Source organism: Mesorhizobium sp. M7A.F.Ca.MR.148.00.0.0 (genome assembly GCF_003997735.1).
Lineage (GTDB): Bacteria > Pseudomonadota > Alphaproteobacteria > Rhizobiales > Rhizobiaceae > Mesorhizobium.
Genome location: NZ_RZTB01000323.1, coordinates 1 through 862, shown reverse-complemented (window position 1 = coordinate 862; position 862 = coordinate 1). Strand labels below are relative to the sequence as shown.

The window sequence follows — 862 nt, the reverse complement described above, 5'->3', positions numbered from 1 at the left end:
ATGGTGGGCGTGACAGGGATTGAACCTGTGACCCCTGCAATGTCAATGCAGTGCTTTGTTTGTTTTCATTGACTAATATACGCCAACAGAGCGTGAACAGAGCAAAAACATCCAGACATATCTGTGCCGTTTCTGTGCCAGCAGTTCGCTTGCTTCCCGTAGGGTTACCCGACCAGCAGATCATTGCAAATAGCCGGCATGTTGCGCTTCCATTAGCTTGAGCGCATATTTCGTCGGCCGGTAACCTACCGAGTACACTGGTCAGGCGGCGACCCTGGAGGCGAACCATGCCCATGTATCTTTCCCGATTCAGCTACACGCCCGAGACCTGGGCGCGTTTGATCCAAAACCCCGAGGATCGACGTGAGGCGGCCCGTTCTTACATCGAGTCAGTGGGCGGAAAGCTGCACGGTTTCTGGTATGCCTTCGGAGAGCACGATGGCTGGAACCTGTGGGAGGCGCCAGACAACGTGTCGATGGCATCCGTCGTGCTTGCCATCGGTGCGGGGGGAGCGCTCAACTCGTACGAGACCACCGTCCTCCTAAGCGTCGAAGAGACGATGGAAGCCCTTGGGAAAGCGAAGTCGATCCGGTATCGCCCGCCGGCATCGTAGAGGGCGTCCCAGAGTCTCGCAGTCCGCAATTCCCGCCGTCTGTCGCCGATCTCTTCGCCAGATCCAAGGCCATTTAGCTTTGTCCTTGGCGGTCAACTTCTCACGCCTTCTTCGCAAACGCCCAGACCATCAGCGGGTATTCCTCGTCGTTGCTGAGATCCCGCCACAGGCCATAGGCGCGTACCGGGCCGCCGATATGGGCCCTCGCGCAGGCTTTGTTGCCCCAGCCGTGGACCTTGACGTTGGCT

1 protein-coding gene and 1 pseudogene are annotated in these 862 nt (G+C 58.2%); one reads left to right on the top strand and one right to left on the bottom strand.

Annotation, left to right across the window (positions count from 1 at the left end):
* The first annotated feature begins 287 nt into the window (after positions 1-287).
* The gene (locus EOB49_RS34280; RefSeq protein WP_127383530.1) at positions 288-614 is read left to right on the top strand and encodes a GYD domain-containing protein; all 327 of its coding nucleotides are present in this window, start codon (positions 288-290) and stop codon (positions 612-614) included.
* Positions 615-714: 100 nt separating this feature from the next.
* Here the strand turns inward: EOB49_RS34280 and EOB49_RS38330 are convergent.
* Positions 715-862 (bottom strand): annotated as a pseudogene (locus EOB49_RS38330) (SAM-dependent methyltransferase); the annotation flags it as partial.